The 19,152-nt window shown below is 71.6% G+C and carries 19 protein-coding genes; 8 read left to right on the forward strand and 11 right to left on the reverse strand.

The features are described 5' to 3' along the window. Positions 1-23 precede the first annotated feature (23 nt). On the reverse strand, positions 24-941 hold the full coding sequence (locus MRBLMI12_RS04880) for an aldo/keto reductase (protein ID WP_363354357.1): 918 nt from the start codon (positions 939-941) through the stop codon (positions 24-26). A 98-nt stretch (positions 942-1,039) separates the two neighbouring features. Here MRBLMI12_RS04880 and MRBLMI12_RS04885 point away from each other — a divergent pair, with 98 nt between their 5' ends. Beyond that, positions 1,040-1,264, forward strand: coding sequence for a hypothetical protein (locus tag MRBLMI12_RS04885; RefSeq protein ID WP_308868520.1), 225 nt, complete (start codon positions 1,040-1,042; stop codon positions 1,262-1,264). Between the two features lie 79 nt (positions 1,265-1,343). Then, positions 1,344-1,529: a DUF1918 domain-containing protein gene (locus MRBLMI12_RS04890; protein ID WP_363354359.1), complete on the forward strand. Its 186-nt coding sequence runs from the start codon at positions 1,344-1,346 to the stop codon at positions 1,527-1,529. A 35-nt stretch (positions 1,530-1,564) separates the two neighbouring features. Here MRBLMI12_RS04890 and MRBLMI12_RS04895 read toward each other — a convergent pair whose 3' ends face one another. Together MRBLMI12_RS04895 and sigJ are read right to left on the reverse strand one after the other, a co-directional pair. Continuing rightward, positions 1,565-3,724: a S9 family peptidase gene (locus tag MRBLMI12_RS04895; protein ID WP_363354361.1), complete on the reverse strand. Its 2,160-nt coding sequence runs from the start codon at positions 3,722-3,724 to the stop codon at positions 1,565-1,567. A 46-nt stretch (positions 3,725-3,770) separates the two neighbouring features. After that, positions 3,771-4,652 (reverse strand): RNA polymerase sigma factor SigJ, encoded by an 882-nt coding sequence (gene sigJ / locus MRBLMI12_RS04900; protein WP_363354363.1) that lies wholly within the window; start codon positions 4,650-4,652, stop codon positions 3,771-3,773. A 129-nt stretch (positions 4,653-4,781) separates the two neighbouring features. Here sigJ and MRBLMI12_RS04905 point away from each other — a divergent pair, with 129 nt between their 5' ends. Both MRBLMI12_RS04905 and MRBLMI12_RS04910 read left to right on the forward strand, forming a co-directional pair. After that, entirely contained in the window at positions 4,782-5,525 is a 744-nt protein-coding gene (locus MRBLMI12_RS04905) for an SDR family oxidoreductase (protein ID WP_363354365.1), read from the forward strand. Positions 5,526-5,763: 238 nt separating this feature from the next. Beyond that, positions 5,764-6,510 carry an SDR family oxidoreductase gene (locus MRBLMI12_RS04910; protein WP_363354367.1) on the forward strand — a complete coding sequence of 249 codons (747 nt, stop codon included), beginning with the start codon at positions 5,764-5,766 and terminating at the stop codon, positions 6,508-6,510. 8 nt (positions 6,511-6,518) lie between these two features. On the opposite strand, the gene MRBLMI12_RS04915 is transcribed toward MRBLMI12_RS04910, so the two are convergent. The 5 genes from MRBLMI12_RS04915 to MRBLMI12_RS04935 form a co-directional block, all read right to left on the reverse strand. Beyond that, positions 6,519-7,352, reverse strand: a complete 834-nt coding sequence (locus tag MRBLMI12_RS04915) for an aldo/keto reductase (RefSeq protein ID WP_363354369.1) — start codon at positions 7,350-7,352, stop codon at positions 6,519-6,521. 53 nt (positions 7,353-7,405) lie between these two features. After that, entirely contained in the window at positions 7,406-7,627 is a 222-nt protein-coding gene (locus MRBLMI12_RS04920; RefSeq protein WP_349428657.1) for a hypothetical protein, read from the reverse strand. A gap of 85 nt (positions 7,628-7,712) precedes the next feature. After that, on the reverse strand, positions 7,713-8,414 hold the full coding sequence (locus MRBLMI12_RS04925) for a M23 family metallopeptidase (RefSeq protein WP_363354371.1): 702 nt from the start codon (positions 8,412-8,414) through the stop codon (positions 7,713-7,715). A 5-nt stretch (positions 8,415-8,419) separates the two neighbouring features. Then, positions 8,420-9,355, reverse strand: a complete 936-nt coding sequence (locus MRBLMI12_RS04930; RefSeq protein WP_363354373.1) for a phosphotransferase — start codon at positions 9,353-9,355, stop codon at positions 8,420-8,422. Beyond that, complete coding sequence (locus MRBLMI12_RS04935; protein ID WP_349428661.1) at positions 9,352-9,981, reverse strand: TetR/AcrR family transcriptional regulator; 630 nt, start codon at positions 9,979-9,981, stop codon at positions 9,352-9,354. Before MRBLMI12_RS04935 ends, MRBLMI12_RS04930 begins: the two co-directional genes overlap by 4 nt. Positions 9,982-10,080: 99 nt before the next feature. On the opposite strand from MRBLMI12_RS04935, the gene MRBLMI12_RS04940 reads away from it, so the two are divergent. Both MRBLMI12_RS04940 and MRBLMI12_RS04945 read left to right on the forward strand, forming a co-directional pair. After that, complete coding sequence (locus MRBLMI12_RS04940; RefSeq protein WP_363354375.1) at positions 10,081-11,115, forward strand: agmatine deiminase family protein; 1,035 nt, start codon at positions 10,081-10,083, stop codon at positions 11,113-11,115. Continuing rightward, positions 11,112-12,842, forward strand: coding sequence for an amidase (locus MRBLMI12_RS04945; protein WP_363354377.1), 1,731 nt, complete (start codon positions 11,112-11,114; stop codon positions 12,840-12,842). The genes MRBLMI12_RS04940 and MRBLMI12_RS04945 overlap by 4 nt, the downstream gene beginning before the upstream one ends. A gap of 69 nt (positions 12,843-12,911) precedes the next feature. On the opposite strand, the gene MRBLMI12_RS04950 is transcribed toward MRBLMI12_RS04945, so the two are convergent. Continuing rightward, positions 12,912-13,979 (reverse strand): class I SAM-dependent methyltransferase, encoded by a 1,068-nt coding sequence (locus MRBLMI12_RS04950; protein WP_363354379.1) that lies wholly within the window; start codon positions 13,977-13,979, stop codon positions 12,912-12,914. A gap of 126 nt (positions 13,980-14,105) precedes the next feature. Here MRBLMI12_RS04950 and MRBLMI12_RS04955 point away from each other — a divergent pair, with 126 nt between their 5' ends. Continuing rightward, the gene (locus MRBLMI12_RS04955; protein ID WP_363354381.1) at positions 14,106-15,122 is read left to right on the forward strand and encodes a GlxA family transcriptional regulator; all 1,017 of its coding nucleotides are present in this window, start codon (positions 14,106-14,108) and stop codon (positions 15,120-15,122) included. Between the two features lie 81 nt (positions 15,123-15,203). On the opposite strand, the gene MRBLMI12_RS04960 is transcribed toward MRBLMI12_RS04955, so the two are convergent. Then, positions 15,204-16,217, reverse strand: coding sequence for a LacI family DNA-binding transcriptional regulator (locus MRBLMI12_RS04960; protein ID WP_363354383.1), 1,014 nt, complete (start codon positions 16,215-16,217; stop codon positions 15,204-15,206). 100 nt (positions 16,218-16,317) lie between these two features. Between MRBLMI12_RS04960 and MRBLMI12_RS04965 the strand changes: the two genes are divergently transcribed. Beyond that, positions 16,318-17,391: a C45 family peptidase gene (locus MRBLMI12_RS04965; RefSeq protein WP_363354385.1), complete on the forward strand. Its 1,074-nt coding sequence runs from the start codon at positions 16,318-16,320 to the stop codon at positions 17,389-17,391. 259 nt (positions 17,392-17,650) lie between these two features. On the opposite strand, the gene MRBLMI12_RS04970 is transcribed toward MRBLMI12_RS04965, so the two are convergent. Next, on the reverse strand, positions 17,651-19,111 hold the full coding sequence (locus tag MRBLMI12_RS04970; RefSeq protein ID WP_363354387.1) for an MFS transporter: 1,461 nt from the start codon (positions 19,109-19,111) through the stop codon (positions 17,651-17,653). Positions 19,112-19,152: the final 41 nt, after the last annotated feature.

Genomic DNA, 19,152 nt, shown 5'->3' on the forward strand with positions numbered 1-19,152 from the left:
CCGGCCCGCTCGCCGGCCCCGCGTCAGGCGTAGGCGCTGTCGTCGATGTTCGACGGCGCGGGGCCGAGCGACTCGAGCTCGGTCCACAGGTCGTCCGGCACGGGCGTCGCGGCGAGGGCATCGAGTTGCGTGAGGCGCTGCGCCGACGACAAGCCCACCACGGTCGAGTCGACGAGCGGCGACCGCAGGGAGTACTGCAGCGCCACGGCGGGCAGGCTCACGCCGAACGACGCGCAGACGCGTTCCAGTCGCGAGACCCACTCCTGCAGCTCGGGCGTCGCGGGGCGGTAGCCGTACATCGCCCCCTCCTTCGTGCCCGTGGCGAGGATGCCGGCGCCGAACGGCGCTGCGTTGAACACCGTCATCCCGCGCTCGTGCGCGTCGGCGAACACCGGTTCGGCCGAGCTGTCGACCACCGTGAACCGATTGTGCACGAGCACCGCGTCGAAGACGCCGGTGCCGACATAGCGGGCCATGAGGCCGACAGGCCCGGCGGCGACACCGATGGCGTCGACCCGGCCCGACTCTCGCAGCTCGATGAGTCCCTCCACGACGCCGCCCTGCGCCATCGCCTCGTCGAAGGTCACCGTGTACGGGTCGTGGAGGTGCAGCAGCGGCAGGCGGTCGACGCCGAGGCGCGCCACGGTTTCGTCGAACGACCGCAGCACTCGCTCCCGATCGAACGCGCCCGTCTCGGGATCGCAGTCGACCTTCGAGATGACGCGGGTCGCGGCATCCGTCCCGATGCGGGCGATGGCGAGGCCCAGCACCGCCTCCGAGCGTCCGCCCGCATAGTTGTTCGAGGTGTCGAGGAACGCGTGCGTGCTCGCGAAGAGCTGCTCCGCGAAAGCGACGGCGGTCTCCTCCTCGGGTGAGCCCGGGACGGTGTCCCGTCCGAGGCCGGAGGTGCCGAGGGTGAGCGGGCTGACGTTGAGGGTCATGACATCCGTTCCGTGTGCGTGGTCGTCGACCTCCAACCTACCCAGAGCCACGACGATCCCAGCGCCCGTGTCGCCTGTCGCGCCCCTAGGCTTTCGGCATGACCACGACACGCAAGGGCTGGACGCGCGGGCACTCGGGCTGGGCGCTCGGCACGGCGCTCCTGTTCACACTGGGGATCGTCTTCGGACTGATCTGGGGCAGCGTGCTGCTGGGCGTCGTTCTCGCCGCCGCCGTGTCGATCGGCTGGCTCATGGCCTACGAGTCGTGGCGCGGGCGCAGCGTCGGGCTCGAGAACCGCGACGACGACGGCGCACAGCTCTAGGCCGACCGCCGCGCCGTCGCGGATGCCTCTACCCCTGGCGTCCGGGGCGTCGTATGGTGAGCGCCAGGAGGTGGTCCCCATGCAGGCGAGCGTCGGCGATCGCGTGGTCATCCACGGCCGCATCGTGGGAGCGGCGGAACGCGCGGGGGAGGTCATCGAGGTCCGCGGCAGCGGCGAGAATCCGCTGCTGGTGGTGCGCTTCGACGACGGCCACGAGGCGATCCTGTCGCCGGGAAGCGACTGCGAAGTCCGGCACGCGTCCTGAATCGCGTCCCGGGCTCCGGCAGTCGACGGCGAGGTTCAGCCGAGCAGCTCGGGCCGCTGGAACTCCTCGCCCTGCACGTGCTCGGCGAGGAAGGCGAACACGGTCTCGTACCAGATCACGGCGTGCTGCGGCTTGAGCACCCAGTGGTTCTCGTCGGGGAAGTACAGGAAGCGGTGCGGCATCCGGCCGTCCGCGTCGGCGTGGTGCTCGGCGAGCTCCGACCACAGCCGCAGTCCCTCGCCGATCGGCACGCGGTAGTCCTTATCGCCGTGCACGACGAGGAGCGGCGTGCGGATGTCGCGCACGAACTGGTGCGGCGAGTGCTCGACCATCGCCTCAGGCGTGAAGATCCGCTGCCAGTACTCCGAGCTGTCGGTCGTGCCGGCGAACTGATCGAGCGCCCACAGGCTGGCATGCGTCACTATCGCACGGAAGCGGTCGGTGTGACCGGCGACCCAGTTGGCCATGTAGCCGCCGAACGAGCCGCCCATCGCTGCCGTGCGCGTCTGGTCGATGTCGTCGCGGGCCTCGACGGCGTCGGTGATGGCGAGCAGGTCGGTGTAGGGCTTGTGACCCCAGCTGTTCCAGCCGCGGGCGATGAAGTCGAGGCCGTAGCCGGTCGACAGCGCCGGGTCGGGCAGGAGCACCGCGTAGCCACGCGCCACAGCGAGCAGCGGCGCCCAGCGCCAGCTCCAGGCGTTCCAGCTGTTGAGCGGACCGCCGTGGATCCACAGCAGCAGCGGAGCCGGGGCCTCGGCCGACGCGCCGTCGGGCAGCAGCAGCCAGCCGCGCACGCGAGCGCCGTCCTCGGCCGTGGTCTCGACCTCGGTGATCGAGCCCGGTGCGCGAGGAGTGGCCGCCGGCGTCGCGAGCGGGGTGACCGTGCCGTCGCCCGAGATGCGGACCGGATGCGGGGGCACGACCCACGAGGAGCGCAGGGCGACGAGGTCGCCCGTGCTGCGGTCGACCAGCACGTTGGCATACGCGAAGTCGTCGTCGGTGAGCCGTTCGGGCGCACTGCCGTCCAGCGGGAGGCGGAACACCGGTCCTCGGCCGTCGTGGTCCGCGGTGGCGATGAGCGCGGAGTCGTCGGCGGCGAAGGCGAACGATGACACCCAGCGGTCCCAGTCGGCGGCGATGCGCCGGGCGCCGGAGCCGTCGACGGCCGCGACCCACACCTCGTAGTCGGTGGGACCGGCCGGCGTGCTCTTGACGGTGCGGAGATACGCGAGGCGCGTGCCGTCGTGGCTGACGGCGGGCATCTCGTAGTCGACGTCGACCTCGTCGAACAGCGTCGTGCGCTCGCCGCTCTCGGTGTCGATGGCGACGATCACGCGGCGGCCGGCGCGCTGCTCGCGGCGCTCGATCGAGGCGATGAGGATGGTCCCGTCCGGGGTGAGGGCCGCGTCGGCGTGGTCGGCCGAGCGCCCGGGCCTGGGCGTCAGGTCGCGCGGGCGGGGCAGTGTGGCGGGGTACGGCTTCACTTCCGCATCGGATGCCGACGGGTCGGCATCCGCGCCCGGCACGGCATGCTTCACTGCCTCGGCCGCCCGCTCATCCTCGGCTGCGGCCTCCGCGACCTCGGCGGCGATCGTGTCTTCGAGCGCGTCGACGTCGATCGCCAGCAGATGCGGCTCCGCGGGGCCGAGGTCGTGGTCCCAGAAGCGCACCGGATAGGTGTCGTGCAGGATGGCCGACACCTTCTTCTCCTTGCGCTTGCCGCGCAGGGACGCCTCGCTCTCGAGCGTGTCGGCCCCCGGAAGGAGGGATGCCGAGATCACGAGGCGGTCGGATGCCTCGGCGGTCGCGGCGATGCCGTCGACACCGCCCGCGAGCCGCGTCACGGGGCGTGCTTCGCCGCCGGCGGCCGGCAGCAGCCACAGCTGACCGGACTCGTCGTCGGCGTCGCCTTCTGCGTCGGGACGCGCGGACACGAACAGGATGTCGCCGCTCGCGGTGAACGCGGCGCCCGCCTCGCCCTTGGCCGAACGCGTCAGCCGTCGCGGCGCGCCCCCGCCGTCGGCCGGCACGGCCCAGAGCGCGCGCTCGTAGCCCGTGCCGTCCTTCTTGAGCGCCGCCACCGTGAGCACGGCGGTCTGCCCGTCGGGCGAGAGGGCGAGGGCCTCCACCCGGGGCAGTGCGATGTAGTCGTCCAGCGAGTCGAAGGGAGTGGAGTCGGTGGGGGTCGTCGCCATGGCTCCACGCTAACCGACCGGTCTCAGACCTCGGAACGGCGGATCCTCAGCGCCACTGGGTCAGCTTGTCGGGGTTTCGCATGATGTATACGTCGGCGATGCGGCCGTCGCGCACGCGCAGCGAGACGAGGGCGCTGGGCTCGTCGTCGAGCGTCGCGAGGAATCCGAGCCCGTCCGGGGTCCCGATCGGGCCGACCACCGCCTCGGGCTCCAGGCGCGGCAGTCCCAGCAGGAACCGCGCCACGCGGTCGGCGCCGCGAACCGGTCGCAGGGCGGCCGATACGCGTCCGCCGCCGTCGGAGCGCAGCACGACGTCGGGATCGAGCACCGACACGAGCGCCTCGAGGTCGCCCGTCGACGTCGCCGCCGCGAACGCGCGCGCCACGGCGTCGTGCTGCTCCCGCGAGGCGGCGCCGGCGCGGTGCTCCCGGACGCGGCGCCGCGCTTGCGAGGCGAGCTGACGTACGGCATCGGGACTGCGTCCCACCGTCTCGGCGACCTCGGCGAAAGGCACGCCGAAGACGTCGTGCAGCACGAAGGCGACCCGCTCGGCGGGGGTGAGCGATTCGAGCAGCACCAGGAGCGCCATCGACACCGAGTCGTCGAGCGTGACGCTGTCGATGGGATCGACCGACACGGATGCCGCGAGCGGCGAGTCGTCCGGCACCGGCTCAGGCAGCCATTCCCCCACGTACCGCTCGCGGCGGGCGCGCGCCGATCCGAGCATGTCGAGGCACACGCGACCGGCGACCCGCGCGAGCCATGCCCCCGGACTGCGGATCGCGGCGCGCTCCGCGTCCGACAGTCGCAGCCAGCGCACGTAGGTCTCCTGTACGGCGTCCTCGGCGTCGGCGACCGTGCCGAGCATGCGGTAGCACAGGCCCAGCAGCGCACGACGTTCGCTCTCGACCTCATCGGTGGGCGGCATCCGGCTCCCCTCTCACAGATCCGACGACCCACACGAGGCGAATGTGAGGCCGGCGCTCACATTCTCGCGCGCTGCGTCGTCGGAATCTCGAGAGCATCCCGCAGCGGGCGGGACGGAAGGAGTGATGTCATGAGGATCGCGGTCGCCGGAGGAACGGGCGTCGTCGGGAGCCACGTCGTGGACGCGGTGCGCGCGGACGGACACGACCCCGTCGTGCTCAGCCGGGGCACGGGAGTCGATCTCACCACCGGGGCGGGTCTGGACGCCGCGCTCGACGGTGTCGACGCGGTGATCGACACCGCGAACATCTCGACGCTGTCGGCGGATGCGGCCATCCGGTTCTTCCAGACCGCCACCGGCAACCTCGTCGCCGCGGCCGGGCGCGCGGGCGTGCGTCATCTGCTGCTGCTGTCGATCGTGGGGATCGATCGGATGCCGCACGACTACTACGCCGGAAAGCTCGCGCAGGAGCGGGTGGTCGAGGTGGCAGCCGTACCGTGGACGATCCTGCGGGCGACCCAGTTCCACGAGTTCGCAGGGCAGCTGTTCGACCGGGCCCGGCTCGGACCGCTGCACCTCGCCCCGCGGGCGCGCGTACAGCCGGTCGCGGCGCGGGACGTCGGGGCGCATCTTGCGGTGCTCGCGACCGGCGCGCCGCAGGGCCGCGCCGCCGATCTGGCCGGGCCGCGTGAGGAGGCCCTGGATGAGATGGTGCAGGCATACGCGCGACGCACCGGCCATCGCGGATGGATCCCTTCGGTGAGTCTGCCGGGAGCGCAGATGAAGGCGATGCGCGCCGGCCTCGCCCTGCCAGGGGGCGATGCGGTGCTGACCACGCAGACGTTCGCGGACTGGCTGCGCGACGTGAACTGAAGCGCGCGCAGCTGCGCGACGTGAACGGAAGCGCGCGTATCTGCGCGCCCCGCCGCCCCCCTCGCCCCGAGCGGAGGCGGTGCGCTCGTCGTGCCGCAGCCGTGAGCGGCTCGGGCGCATACTCTCCCCCGAGCGGACCCGGGCCGCTCGTGCCCCGCCCTCGTATCGGCTGCGCGCGGCGGATACCCTGGGTGGGAGTCGGCTCCGGGGCGCCGTGCTCACGTGCGCAGGAGGATCCGTGAGACTCGCCATCGCCGGCGGCACTGGGATGACAGGCGAACACGTCGCCGCGATCGCGCGCGGGCGCGGCCACGACGTCGTCGTCCTGTCGCGGCGCACCGGCGTGGAGCTGCTCAGCGGCGCCGGTCTGGCGGGTGCGCTCGACGGCATCGACGCGATGATCGACGTCACGAACGTGGTGACGGCGAAGCCCGACGTGTCGGTGATGTTCTTCGCCGGCGCGACCAGGAACCTCCTCGCCGCAGAGCGGGCCGCCGGCGTGCCGCATCACCTCGTGCTGACCATCGTCGGCGCCGAAGCCGCGCCCGACGGCTACTACGCCGGCAAGCTCGCGCAGGAGCGACTGGTGGCCGGCGGAGTCGTACCCTGGACGATTCTGCGCACCACGCAGTTCCACGAGTACGCCGCGATGATGTTCCATCGCACCCACGCCGGCGCCCACGTCGCGTCGACGGGCCGTATCCAGCCCGTGGCCGTCCGGGAGGTGGCGGAGCACCTCGTCGACCTCGCCGAACGGGGTCCGGCAGGACGGACGACCGACCTCGGCGGTCCGCGCGAGGAGAGCCTCGCCGACATGGTGCACCGCTACGCGCACGCGATCGGCTATCGCGCCCCGTTGCCGGTCGTGAACACGCCGGGCACGCTCGGCCGGGCATTCCGCTCGGGTGCGCTCCTGCCTGGCGCCGACGCCCTCCGCGGCACCCAGACCTTCACCGAGTGGCTCGACGCGCTTCCCGACGCCTGAACGGGCGGCTACATCTCCTCGTGGGTGAGGGGGTCGCCGTCCCAGAGGCGTCCGCGCTCGAGCGCGCTGATCACGGCGACCTGGTCGTCGGTGAGCGTGAAGCCGAACACGTCGGCGTTCTCGCGCTGGCGGTCGGGGTCGGCGGACTTCGGGATCGGCGTGCTGCCGAGCTGCGTGTGCCAGCGCAGCACGACCTGCGTCGGCGTCACGTCGTGGACCGTGGCGAGCTCATGGATGAGCTGCTCCGTCAGCAGCTCGCTGCGGCGTGCGAGGGGACTCCAGCTCTCGGTGCGGATGCCGTGCGTCCGGTGGAACGCACGCAGTGCTTCCTGCGGGAAGTACGGATGCAGCTCCACCTGGTTCACGGCGGGTGCGACGCCGGTCTCTTCGATCAGCTCGGTGAGCTGGTCCTCGGTGAAGTTCGAGACGCCGATCGACCGCACGAGACCCTGGTCGCGGGCCTCGATCATGCCGCGCCACGTCTCGACGTACCGGCCGACGCTGGGGTTTGGCCAGTGGATCAGGTGCAGATCGATGCGGTCCAGGCCCAGCAGGTCGAGGGATCCCTTGATGCTGTCGATGGCCTCCTGGCGGCCGTGATGGCGCCCCGGGATCTTCGAGGTGACGAGGAGCTTCTCGCGATCCACTCCGCTGCGACGGACGGCCTCGCCCACCTCGCGCTCGTTCTCGTAGTTGACGGCGGTGTCGAGCAGGCGGTACCCGGAGTCGATCGCGGCGACCATCGCCTCGATCCCCTCCTCGCCGCGCAGGTTGTAGGTGCCCAGGCCCAGCTCGGGGAACCAGGCGCCGTCGTTCAGGATCACGGTCGGGATCGCGTTCATTCCTCCATCCTGGCCCTGTTCCGCCGCGCGGGCACCGTTGCGGGCACCCGGTCTCACGGGCGATCGTCGACGTCGAGGGTGCCCGCGGTGGCCGCGCGCTCATCGGCCGCAGCGCTGTCGAGCTGGTCGTCGTCCAGGTCGGGATCGAGCGGCCGGTCGTCGTCGGCGTCGAGGATCGGGTCGAGGATGCCGTCGGCATCGCCGGCCGTGCCGTCGTCGAGCATCGGGTCGTCGTCGTCGCGGATCGGTCCGGGGTACGGGTTCTGGGTGGTCATGGCGTTCTCCCTTCGATGCCCCGAAAGTACGGCGCTGCGAGCTCCCGCGGAGGGGGCTTGCGGCGCGAAGCCGGAGGCGGTATCGCTACGCCGCCGGGCCGCCGTCCATCGCGCGGATGCGTTCGCGCGAGCCGGGGATGCCGCGCTCCACGCGGCGCCACGAGCCGTCGTCCGCGCGCACGTCGTAGGCGGCGAACGCGCACGCGATGCCCTTCGCGCTCATGAGGTCGGCGGAGTCCATCAGCTGGAAGTGCAGGTGCGGCGATGTCGAGTTGCCGGTGTGGCCGACGTTGCCGATGACGTCGCCGGCAGCGACGCCGTCACCGACGCGCACCCGCACGGTGCCGGGCCGGAGGTGCGCGAAGCCCGCGTAGACGTCTCCGGCGCGGAGGATCACGTGGTTGCCGAGGATCGCCGGGATCCTGTCGGGACGGAATGTGATGGCGTTCCACACCATCCGCGCCGCCTCGCGGACGGGATTGATCCACCGGCGCTCGGCGACGCCGTCGGATGCCGCCACCACCTCCGCATCGAACGGCGCATGGATCTGCGCGTTCCACGCGTAGCACTCGTCCGTGCGTCCGCCCACGGTGGAGGCGGTGAAGGTCGAGGCCGGGTGCACGTGAACGCCCGGCCGGTCGTCGACGCGCACGAAATCGAAGGCGAAACGCTGCCCGAGGATGTCGACACCGTGGCTCGGGACGCGGGCGGCGGGAGTCGTGACGGCCATCCAGCCCTCTCCGCGGAGCGGGAACTGCACCACCACCGGATCGTCGAGCTCGCCCACGGGTCTCAACCCTCCCAGCGTTCGCGCACCCAGTCCAGCGTCACCACGGCCTGGTCGCGCTGGAACCGGCGCAGGGTCGGCATCCGCGGGGGCGCAGGCCGCAGCGACGAGCCGAGGAACAGGCCGGCGAACCCGGCGAGCACGCGCGTGGCGGCATCCGCCGGCATCCCCTCGAAGACGGGATGCGCCGTGACCAGTCTCTCGATGTCGGCGCCGGGGTCGTAGTAGCGGACGTTGATGAGCAGCGACAGCGCGTCGAACCACGGCACGCCTCGCGCACCCCACGGCCAGTCCACGAGGAGGACGGTGCCGTCGTCGCGCAGCAGGATGTTGTCGGCGCGCGTGTCGAAGTGCACGAGCCGGTCGCCTCGCACGTCCTCGACAGCGCGGGCCGCGGCATCCGTCAGCTCCCCGTGGTGCTCGCGGACGAAGTCGTCGAGACCGCGCGGCAGCGCCGGCATCGCCGACATGTCGATGCTCCGCCAGTGCCCGGCGTCGCCGGCGATCGCGTCGGGCAGCTCCGTGACGGCGACCTCAGCCGGCAGCGGCGCCGATCCCATCGCGTGCAGCGCGTCGAGGACGGCCTGCAGCTCGCGCGGCTGCCAGGGGGTGGACGGATGCCGCGCCTCGACGTCTTCGAGCACGAGCGCGACCCAGTCCTCGTGCTCGACGAAACCGATGAGCGCCGGCGCGGGAACGGCTTCGGGAAGGGATGCCGTCACCGCAGCTTCGGCGCGATGGATGCCGGGCGTCTCGGGATTCACCGACAGCCCCGCGCTCTTGACGAACGCGCGACGGCCGGACGCTGTGACGACGCGGTCGGCCGACCCGGGCGAGTAGCCGCCGGGCTGCGAGTGCGCCGCCACGACCGGCTCGCCCAGCACGTCTTCGATCGCGGCCCTGAGTGCCGGCGGGATCTCATCCCATCGGATACGGCTCATGCGCTGACCGGAACCGATCCGGGCCGCGCCCCCACGAGCGCCTCGGCGGCGCGGGCGGTGCGCAGGGCGAAGCGCGTGGTGTCGGTGCCGCGCGCCAGCGACTGGGCGTTGAGCCCGTCGATCATGCCGATGAGCTCCCACGCCACCTCGCCGGGCTCGGTCGTCGAGAACGCGCCGGTGCGGCATCCGTCCGCCACGATCGCCTCGACGAGCGTCTGCCACCGCTGCATCTGCGCGCGGACCGCGACTGCGAGCGCGTCGTTGCGGCGCGCCATCGCCCACCCTTCGACCCAGACGACGGTGAGCTCTTCGCGTGCGCCGTCCATCAGGGTGTCGATGAGCGCGCCGAGCCGCGCCGCAGGGTCGGCGATGGCGCCGACGACCTGCTCGACGTCGCGCACCTCCTCCTCGACGAGGTCGGCGTACACACGCGCCACGAGGTCGTCCATCGACGGCTGGTAGTGGGCGACGAGCCCGGAGGCGACGCCGGCCCGCTCGGCGACGGCGCGGAGGGTGAGAGCGCTGAGACCGTGCTCGCGCGCGATCGCGGTCGCCGCGGCGACGATCTCGGCGGCGCGTTCAGCGGGAGCCTTGCGGGTGCGCGGTCGCGAGGATGTGCTTGACATGTTCTCGCCAGCATAGATATCTTCTCTATTGATCGATAGATCAATTACGACCACCCGAAGCCGGACCTCCCCGCGAGCCGAGCAGAGATGAGGGCGACGATGGCCTGGAGGATGCCGCACGAAGGCGATCCGCACGAGCGCACGTGGATGGCGTTCCCCAACGAGGGGCCGACGCTCGGCGACGACCCGGCCGAGCAGGAGCGCTTCTACGCGGCGTGGAGCGCCGTCGCCAACGCCGTCGCAGACTTCGAGCCGGTGACGATCCTCGTCGATCCGTCGAAGTCCGATCGCGCGCGGCGCATGCTCGACTCGGGCATCGAGATCGTCGAGACGCCCGTCGACGAGTTCTGGTTCCGCGACCACGGCCCCACATTCGTCGTCGACGACGATCGCCCCGGCATCCTCGGCGCCGTCGACTGGGTCTTCAACGGCTGGGGCGCTCCCGAGTGGGCGTCGTGGGCCGAGGCCGCCGAGCACGCCCGCTTCACCGCAGGGTTGGTGGGAGCCGAGGTGGTCAGCTCGCTGCTCGTGAACGAGGGCGGCGGCATCCACGTCGACGGTGAGGGCACCGTCCTCGTCACCGAGACCGTGCAGCTCGACCCGCGCCGCAACCGCTTCGCCGACAAGGCGCGCGTCGAGGCGGAGCTTCACCGCACGATCGGCGCGACGAAGGCGGTGTGGCTCCCCCGTGGCCTCACCCGCGACTACGACGACTTCGGCACCAACGGTCACGTCGACATCGTCGCGACGATCCCGACTCCCGGCCGCCTGCTGCTGCACGCACAGCAGAACCCCGACCACCCCGACTTCGAGGTCTCGCGCGCGCTGCGCGCGTTCCTGTCGGAGCAGACGGATGCCGCGGGCCGCAGCTTCGACATCATCGATCTGCCCGCACCCGAGACGCTGCGCGATGGCGAGGGCTTCGTCGACTACAGCTACGTCAACCACCTCGTCGTCAACGGCGGCGTGATCGTCTGCGGCTTCGGCGAGGAGCGCGCGGACGCGCAGGCGCGGGAGATCCTCGAGGCCGCCTACCCCGGGCGCCGCGCGGTGACCGTCGACGCCTGCCAGATCTTCGCCGGCGGCGGCGGCATCCACTGCATCACGCAGCAGCAGCCGGCGGTGACCCGGTGACCCGCCACTTCCCGGTCGTCGAGGCGACGATCGCCCAGCTCCGCTCGGCGCTGCAGTCCGGCGCCGTCACCGCCGTCGAGCTCCTCGACGCGTACCTCGCCCGCATCGAGGCGTTCGACGCGCCCGGCACCGGCACCGCGCTCAACGCCGTGGTCGTGCGCAATCCCGATGCGCGGGCCGAGGCTGCGGCATCCGATGTCCGGCGCGCCGAGGGCCGTGCGCTCGGGCAGCTCGACGGCATCCCGTACACGGCGAAGGACTCGTTCCTGGCGAAGGGACTCACGGTGGCGGCGGGCTCTCCCGCGTTCGCCGACCTCGTCGCACAGCGCGACGCGTTCTCGATCGAGCGGCTGCGCGCGGCCGGCTGCGTGCTGATCGGCCTCACCAACATGCCCCCGATGGCCAACGGCGGCATGCAGCGCGGCGTGTACGGCCGCGCCGAGAGCCCGTACAACGCGGACTACCTGACCTCGGCGTTCGGATCGGGATCGTCCAACGGCTCGGGCACCGCGACCGCCGCGTCGTTCGCCGCCTTCGGGCTCGGCGAGGAGACCTGGTCGAGTGGCCGGGCGCCGGCGTCGAACAACGCGCTGTGCGCGTACACGCCCTCGCGCGGTGTGATCTCGGTGCGCGGCAACTGGCCGCTCGTGCCCACCATGGACGTGGTCGTGCCGCACACGCGCACGATGGCCGACATGCTCGAGATCCTCGACGTGCTCGTCGCCCGCGACCCCGAGACCCGCGGTGACTTCTGGCGCACTCAGCCGTGGATCCCGCTTCCGGATACCGCCGCCACACGCCCGGGTTCGTACCCGGCGCTCGGCTCGGCCGACCCCGACACGGCCCGCGCGACGCTCGCCGGCCGCCGCTTCGGCGTGCCGCGGATGTACATCAACGCCGACGCCGAGGCCGGCACGAACCCCGACGGCGGCATCGGCGGACCGACGGGCACGCGCGTCGAGACCCGCGCGTCGGTGATCGCGCTCTGGGAGACGGCCCGCCGCGATCTGGAGTCCGCCGGCGCCGAGATCGTGGAGGTCGACTTCCCCGTCGTGACGAACTACGAGGGCGACCGCCCGGGGGCGCCGACCGTCATGACGCGCGGACTCGTGAGCCCGGAGTTCCTGCACCGCGAGATCGTCGATCTCTCGGCCTGGGCGTGGGACGACTTCCTGCGGGCGAACGGAGACCCGGCACTCGACCGGCTCGACGACGTCGACCCGGCTGCGATCTTCCCACATCCGCCCGGCGCACTTCCCGACCGCTACACCGGGTTCGACGACGACATCGCGACCTACCCCGCACAGGTGCGCGAGCACCCGTACGCGTCGTTCACCGACATTCCCGAGATCGAGTACGGCGTGCGCGGCCTCGAGGAGACCCGCCGCCGGGACCTGGAGGAGTGGATGTCGGACCTCGGCCTCGACGCCGTGGTCTTCCCCGCGGTCGCCGACGTCGGCCCCGCCGACATGGACGTGAACGAGGCGTCCGCCGATCTCGGCTGGCGCAACGGCGTCTGGGTCGCCAACGGCAACCTCGCGATCCGCCACCTCGGCGTCCCGACTGTCACCGTTCCGATGGGCACGATGGACGACATCGGCATGCCGGTCGGGCTGACGATCGCCGGGCGCGCGTACAGCGACCCCGAGCTGCTCGCCTGGGCCGCCGCGTTCGAGGCGCTCCGCCCCCGGCGGACCGCTCCCCCGCGCACGCCCGAGCTCGACTGACGACGATGGCGGCGGCTCCCATCGGGGAGCCGCCGCCTGCGTCTGAGAGAGTCCGGTGCGAGGCCGGTGTCAGCGTCTCGCCTCGATGATGAGGTTGAACGGCGTCTCGGCGACCACGCGCACGCGCGAGAATCCCGCCTCGTTCAGAACCGCCGTCAGGCGGGCTGGACCGGCCTGCGCTCCGAGCACGAGTTCCCCGCCGTCCGCGATCGAATGGGCGGTGCAGATCATGCTCGAGGCCGCGTAGTACGTCTGCCCGACGACGTGGAAGTTGTCCTCCAGCCGATCGGCGGCGTTCGGCTCGACCAGCAGCAGCGTGCCGTCGGCCGTCAGGGCGTCCGCCGCGTGACGCAGCACCCCGACCGGGTCGCCCATGTCGTGCAGCGCATCGAAGAAGCAGATCAGCCCGAACCCGCGGGTGTCGTAGTCCTTCGCACTCACCTGCTCGAACTCGGTGCGCTCCTCCACGCCCGCCTCTCGCGCGTTGCGGCGCGCCTCCGAGATCGACGGACCGTGCGTGTCGAACCCGTGGAACCGCGAGTACGGAAAGGCCTCCGCCATGAGCACGGTGGTGTGACCGTGGCCCACTCCGACGTCGGCGACGGCGATGCCGCGCTCGAGGGCCGCCACGACGCCGTCGAGCGCGGGCAGCCACTGCGACACCAGGCTCGCGCGATACCCGTTGCGATAGAACGCGGCCGTGCCATGCGCGAGCCGGGGGTCGTGGTCGCCCCACGCGATGCCCTCGCCGGTGCGGAACGCGTGCAGCGCCCGGGCCTCGTCGCTCCACATCGCCGCGGGCGTGTTCCACGCGGGCGGCAGATAGACGGGGCTGTCCTCGTCGGCCAGCACGAGCGCCTGCTCGGGCGTGAGCGAGAACGTGCCTGCTTCCGCGTCGTAGCCGACGTAGCCGGCGGCGGCCTGCGAGGACGCCCAGTCGCGCACGTAGCGCTCGGCGCAGCCTGTCTGATTGGCCAGTTGCTGCGAGGTGAGCGGGCCCGCCTCGGCGAGTGTCCGGTAGAGCCCCAGGCGTGCGCCCAGGCTCACCATCACCCCGAGGTAGCCGGCGCCGAGGTGGTCCACGGCACGGAGCACGAACGCGTTCAGCGCGGTTTCGTCGACGGTGTTCGTCGTCATTGTGTCGGTCCTTTCTGTTCGATCGACCTTCTGCTTCCATGCTCGGGATGCCGCGCCGCTGTGTTCAGAGGCATCCCGACCCTCGTTCGGTCCATTCGTGCCACGATGTGGTTCCAGGGAGCCGAGATGACCGCACGCACGCTCGATGTGAGCGTCGTCGCACTGCCCGACACGGGGGTCGCGACGATGTTCGGCGTACTCGACGTGCTCAACGCGTTCGCCGTCATGAGGATCGGAGACCCGTCGGCGCCCGCTCCCTTCCGTGCCCGGATCGTCGGCGCGGAGGCGGGGCCGCTGATGGGCGTGAGCGGCGTGCCGGTCCCGGTCTCGGCGGCCGTCGGCGACATCGCCGCGACGGACATCGTGATCGTCCCCTCGATCGTGCTCGGACCGGACGGCTGGGAGACCGGCCGCTACCCCGAGCTCGTCGAGTGGGCGTCGCGCATGCACGAGCAGGGCGCGATGCTCTGCTCGGCCTGCTCGGGGATCTTCCTGCTCGCCGAGACCGGCCGCTTCGACGACCACGACGTCACGGTGCACTACGACTACGCCTCGCAATTGCGGGCGGTGCACCCCGACATGCGTGTGCATCCGGAGGGGGCGCTCATGGTGACCGGCGCGCGCGACGAGCTCGTGACGTCCGGCGCATCCACGACGTGGCACGACCTCGTGCTCTACCTCACCGGCCGCTTCGCCGGTGCCGGTGTCGCGCAGGAGACCGCGCGCATGTTCGCGCTGCAGTGGCACCAGGACGGTCTCGCGCCGTACATGGTGTTCGAAGGACGGACCGACCACGGCGATGCCGTCGTCGCCGACGCCCAGGACTGGCTACGCACCCACTTCTCGATCGCCACCCCGGTCGAGCAGCTGGTGGTGCGGTCGGGGCTCGCGGAGCGCACGTTCAAGCGGCGCTTCACGGAGGCCACGGGCGTCAGTCCGCTCGCCTACGTCCAGCGGCTCCGCGTGGAGGAGGCGAAGCGGCGCCTGGAGCAGACCGAGGACTCGGTCGAGGCGGTCGGCTGGCATGTGGGGTACGAGGACCCCGCGTTCTTCCGCCGCCTGTTCAAGCGGGTCACCGGCCTGCCGCCCGGCGCCTATCGCCGGCGGTTCCGCGTCCCGGTGATCGCGACCGATCCGCGCTGAGCCGCTCCGACCGCGACGGATCCCGCCGCACAGCTGGTGCCCGGGGATCCGCCCGGCTGCGACGTCGCGGCCGTCCGGCTCTCAGGATCGGGTCGAGGCGCGAGGGCGCAGCCGCGACCGCGTCAGACGTGGGCCCGGCGAACCCCCGCGGTCGAGCTTCGCCTGAAGCAGGTCCAGGAGCGCGTCGGCGGTGTCGGCGGGGCTCATCTGGATCGCGGTGATCGCCGGGCGGCTCGCCCGGGAGTGCTCGGAGTCGGACCCGGTCGCCACCATGACGTCCCGCGGCACCACGAAGCCGCGGTCCTGCAGGTGCCGCTGCACACCCGCGGCGTGCCGGCCGGTGAGGCACAGCACCGCATCGGGCAGTCCGTCGACGAGGATGCGATCGGCCACCTGCTCTCCCCCGACGACGCCGGAGCCCTCCGGCTGCTCGTACAGCCGCGGCGCCCGTGCGCGCTCCGCGCACCACCGCAGATACACCTCCGTGTAGTCGAGGTTCCACGCGTTGCGATCGGTGCCGCGGACGAGCGCGACCTCCTCGGCCCCCGCCGCCTCGAGGTGGCGCAGGAGCTGTTGCGCGGCATCCCGATCGTCCTCCGCCGCCCAGCTGTCGAAGCCCATCCGTGTCGGCTCCCGTCCATAGGTCACGTAGGCGATCCCCCGCGCGTCGAGCAACTCGGTCACCGGGTCACCCTCGAGCGGGCTCATGACCACGTAGCCGTCCATCGCGAACGCCATCGAGGGCACAGGACGGCGCGTGAGGTCCGGCAGGAGGGTGAGGCTCCACCCGCGGCCGAGCGCCTTCGCCGAGAGGATCCCCGCGAAGCGCACGAACACGTCGACGCCGTCGGGCGTGTAGTCGCCGAGCGCATCGAGCGAACGCATCACGAGTCCGATCACTCCGATCCGCCCCTGGCGCATGCCGCGGGCGAAGGCATCCGCCTGATAGTCCAGCTCGGCCGCCGCCTGTCGCACGCGCTCCCGCGTGCTCTCGCTGATCGTGCCCTTGTCGTTGAGGGCGTGCGAGACCGCCGTGATCGACACGCCTGCGCGCCGCGCGACGTCGCGGATCGTGACCCCCGCACGTGACACCATCGCACCCCTTCCCTCGGCTTCGAGACGACCAGGATTGCATAAAACGTTTTACGTCTCTAGCGTGCTTGCCAGCCGTCCACGATGACCCGAAGGAAGACCCATGCAGCTTCGCACCGCCACATCCGCGCACCAGGATCCGGTGGCTCGCGGTCGCGAGCTGGGCGCAGCGTTCGCGCCGCAGTTCCGTCGCACCGCGGCGTTGTACCTGGCTCATTTCGACGAGCTCGGCGTCTCGGCCGACGAGGTCCGCGGGATCGCCGAGCGCAGCAGCGCCGCGCTCGCGTCCTGGGCGCCGGGACTCGCCGCGGAGGCAGACGCGATCGCCGATGCAGCGTGGGTCGAGCGGTGGCACGTCGCCGCCGTCGGGGCACGCACGGAGATCCTCGCCGCCGCGCCGCCGCGCGCGGAAGGCGAATGCTCGACGGCGGTCCACGTCGGCGCCGGCCAGGCTGCTCAGACGATCCAGACGTGGGACTGGCACGACTTCCTCGTGCCGGAAGGTCTGCTGTTCGCGTTCACCTCGGGCGCGGGACTCGACGTGAAGCTGTTCACCGAATTCGGCACGCCCGCCAAGATCGGCGTCAACAGCGCGGGCCTCGGCCTCCACTTCAACATCCTGTCGCACGCATCCGACTCCGACGCGGGCGGGGTGCCCGTGCACGCGATCGCGCGACGCATCCTCGACGAAGCGCGCACGATCGCCGATGCGCGTCGCATCGCGGCGAGCGCGACGGTGAGCGCGTCGACGGTGCTGACGGTGTTCGAGTCAGATGCTTCGGGTTCCGCCGCCGCCTCGCTGGAGCTGTCGCCCTCGGGCCTCGGCGTCGTCGAGCCCGCCGCCGACGGGTGGCTGCTGCACACCAACCACTTCCTCGACGCCGGGCTGTTCGCCGGCGACACGATGCCGGCCGACTCCACGACGAGGGAGCGCTTCGCGCACCTGGACGCGGTGCGCAGTGGGCTCGCCGGGCTGAGCCCCACCGCGCGCGCCCTCGCCGCCTGCGGCGGGCAGGGGGCCGACGCGGACATCTGCATGACGCCCGACCCTGCCTTGCCGCGTATCGACCGGTGGGCGACCCTGCTCACGATCGCCGTCGACACGGCCGGCTTCGCGCTCGACGTGTATCCGGGCCGCCCCGACGAAGCCGCGGCCGCAGGATTCACGCGATTCTGACCTCGAGTCCAGGGGTCACGAAGTGTCGCTTCACCCCGCACGTAGCCACAACTCGTGCCACCCCAACGCCGAACGCCGCAGTTCCGGGGTCACGAGGTGTCGCTTCACCCCGCACGTAGCCACAACTCGTACCACCCCAACGCCGAACGCCGCAGGCCGCAGGGACACCGCGCCAGGCGGGCGGGGGTCAGCGCAGGCCGGAGCGCAGATCGCCCCCGGCCTGGCCGATCACAGCGGCCGCGCCCGACCCGTCCGGGCGTCAGCGCAGCCCTGAGCGCAGATCGTCTGCCGCTGGGCGGACGCCCGCGGCTACGGCATCCGTGCCCTCGTCATCATCCGTGTGCAGTGACGGGGGCGCTGCGGCGTACGCATCCGACAGCTCGCGGTAGGGCTTCGAGACGAACGCGAGCAGCACGACCAGGAGCAGCACGAGGCTCGCCCCGACGAACGCCAGCGCCATGCCCCGAGCCTCGCCGTCGCCGAGCAGCCAGCCGAAGGTGTCCTGTCCCTGCGGCGACTCCATGTACGGGATGAGCCAGAACTGCGCGATCGGACCGATGAGGAATGCCGAGACCGGCGCGGCGGCGGACTCCACGCTCGCGGCGAAACCGAAGACCCGTCCCTGCTTCTCATACGGCACGACGCGCTGCACGATCGTCTGCTCGGAGGCCTCGGCGATCGGCATGAGGGCCATGAAGATCAGGATGCCGAGGGCGTACAGCCACCACCACTCCCGGATGGCGAAGGTCATGCCGAGCAGCGCGATCCCGATGTTGACCAGCAGCAAGGTGCGCACCGGGTTCTTGCCGAGTCCGAACTTGGCCACGAGCGCCCCGCCGATGATGAAGCCGAAGCTGGTCACACCGAGGACGATGCCCCACGCCTCGACCGAGAACAGTGTCAGCCCGTACGGGTCCATGAGGGCCATGAAGACGCCGCCGACGAGGTTGTTGAACGTCGCGAACAGGATGAGCGCGAGCAGCCCCGGCACCGCCATCACCGCGGGGATCACACCGCGGAAGCTGAAGCCCGCAGGCGCCACGCCCTCCACGTGGACGACGCCCCGCTCGGGGATCGGCACGAACAGCAGGTGCACCAGCGCGACGCCGGTGGCGGCGATGGCGATGGCGACCGTCCACCCCATGCCGAGGAGACCGATCGACAGCCCGGAGAAGACGCTCGTCACCATGAACGCGATGCCCTGCACCGCGCCCACCAGGCCATTCGCGCGATCGCGGCGCTCCGCGGGAACGAGCAGGGTGACCGTCGTCGACAGCGCGATGTTGCGGAGGTTCTCGACGACCCCGCCCACGAGGATGACGCCGGCGAACGCCCAGAACCAGGGTCCGGTCCAGTCGAGCAGCGCGCTCTCGGGGGTGGTCAGGAAGATCACGCCCGCGAGCAGATAGGCGACCGTGGTCACGATGCTCGACAGCAGCATGACGGCCTTCTTCTTCATGCGGTCGACGATCACGCCGAACACCACGCCGAACACCGCGACGAGCAGCATGTAGGAGCCGCCGATGATGGCCGTGGCGAGCACCGACTGCGTTTCGAGGTACACCCAGAAAGTCAGGGCGAACCACAGGAAACTGCTGGTCACATTCGCGAGCGCCGTGTTGACGAGCACCTGGTAGAACGCGCGCAGCGTCCGTGGACCGGGCTGCGCGTGAAGCTCTTCGTCGGATGCGGCGGGCCCTGCGGGGCTCGTCTGACTCATGTCGATTCCTTAGGCGTGTTCTCGATCGGGGAGGGAAGAGC

Origin of the sequence: Microbacterium sp. LMI12-1-1.1 (assembly GCF_040676455.1) — a bacterium.
Lineage (GTDB): Bacteria > Actinomycetota > Actinomycetes > Actinomycetales > Microbacteriaceae > Microbacterium.

Bases quoted from the DNA above. Each gene is read 5' to 3' on its own strand.
- MRBLMI12_RS04920 (WP_349428657.1), bottom strand. From the start codon at position 7,627: ATGACCACCCAGAACCCGTACCCCGGACCGATCCGCGACGACGACGAC.
- MRBLMI12_RS04960 (WP_363354383.1), bottom strand. From the start codon at position 16,217: ATGGTGTCACGTGCGGGGGTCACGATCCGCGACGTCGCGCGGCGCGCA.
- MRBLMI12_RS04970 (WP_363354387.1), bottom strand. From the start codon at position 19,111: ATGAGTCAGACGAGCCCCGCAGGGCCCGCCGCATCCGACGAAGAGCTT.
- MRBLMI12_RS04965 (WP_363354385.1), top strand. From the start codon at position 16,318: ATGCAGCTTCGCACCGCCACATCCGCGCACCAGGATCCGGTGGCTCGC.
- sigJ (WP_363354363.1), bottom strand. From the start codon at position 4,652: ATGCCGCCCACCGATGAGGTCGAGAGCGAACGTCGTGCGCTGCTGGGC.
- MRBLMI12_RS04950 (WP_363354379.1), bottom strand. From the start codon at position 13,979: ATGACGACGAACACCGTCGACGAAACCGCGCTGAACGCGTTCGTGCTC.
- MRBLMI12_RS04885 (WP_308868520.1), top strand. From the start codon at position 1,040: ATGACCACGACACGCAAGGGCTGGACGCGCGGGCACTCGGGCTGGGCG.
- MRBLMI12_RS04890 (WP_363354359.1), top strand. From the start codon at position 1,344: ATGCAGGCGAGCGTCGGCGATCGCGTGGTCATCCACGGCCGCATCGTG.
- MRBLMI12_RS04880 (WP_363354357.1), bottom strand. From the start codon at position 941: ATGACCCTCAACGTCAGCCCGCTCACCCTCGGCACCTCCGGCCTCGGA.
- MRBLMI12_RS04935 (WP_349428661.1), bottom strand. From the start codon at position 9,981: ATGTCAAGCACATCCTCGCGACCGCGCACCCGCAAGGCTCCCGCTGAA.
- MRBLMI12_RS04905 (WP_363354365.1), top strand. From the start codon at position 4,782: ATGAGGATCGCGGTCGCCGGAGGAACGGGCGTCGTCGGGAGCCACGTC.
- MRBLMI12_RS04940 (WP_363354375.1), top strand. From the start codon at position 10,081: ATGGCCTGGAGGATGCCGCACGAAGGCGATCCGCACGAGCGCACGTGG.
- MRBLMI12_RS04915 (WP_363354369.1), bottom strand. From the start codon at position 7,352: ATGAACGCGATCCCGACCGTGATCCTGAACGACGGCGCCTGGTTCCCC.
- MRBLMI12_RS04955 (WP_363354381.1), top strand. From the start codon at position 14,106: ATGACCGCACGCACGCTCGATGTGAGCGTCGTCGCACTGCCCGACACG.
- MRBLMI12_RS04895 (WP_363354361.1), bottom strand. From the start codon at position 3,724: ATGGCGACGACCCCCACCGACTCCACTCCCTTCGACTCGCTGGACGAC.
- MRBLMI12_RS04930 (WP_363354373.1), bottom strand. From the start codon at position 9,355: ATGAGCCGTATCCGATGGGATGAGATCCCGCCGGCACTCAGGGCCGCG.